At 47.0% G+C, this 532-nt stretch carries 1 protein-coding gene; it reads left to right on the forward strand.

Features of this window, described 5'->3' with window-relative positions; translation table 11 throughout:
• Positions 1–532: glycoside hydrolase family 38 N-terminal domain-containing protein (locus AC1DSE_RS36230; protein ID WP_477529244.1), on the forward strand; the 532-nt coding region annotated here is incomplete at both ends.

Consider the following 532-nt stretch of genomic DNA (forward strand, 5'->3'; position numbering starts at 1 on the left):
GTGAAAGTATGACTCGGCAGTTCTTATATGCCAAAAACTATCTTACACATTTGTTCGGATTGCAGTTGGATGATTTGCAAATCGATTTTGAGCCGGACACTTTCGGTCATGCGCTTAATGTGCCGGAATCTTTGCATCACGCGGGCATCAAATATTATTACTATTGCCGCGGTCATAACCATGAGGGACATCACCTCTATCGCTGGATGGCGCCCTCAGGGAGATCGGTTATCGCATATAAAGAGCCGCATTGGTACGATTCCCGCATTGAGGGTGAAATGGTGCTTACGGTGCCGGAGTTTTGCCAGAAAACAGGCTTGAATACGATGATGAAAGTATATGGGGTAGGTGATCATGGCGGCGGTCCGACGCGGCGTGACATAGAGCGCATACTTGATATGAAGGAATGGCCGATTTTTCCGACCATTCGCTTCGGAAAGTATGCAGAATACTTCGCGTTAACAGAGCAAATAGCCGATCAACTCCCGATTGTGCAAAACGAGCTGAACTTTATTTTTACAGGGTGCTACAG

It is taken from the genome of Paenibacillus sp. 01L418 (genome assembly GCF_056400045.1).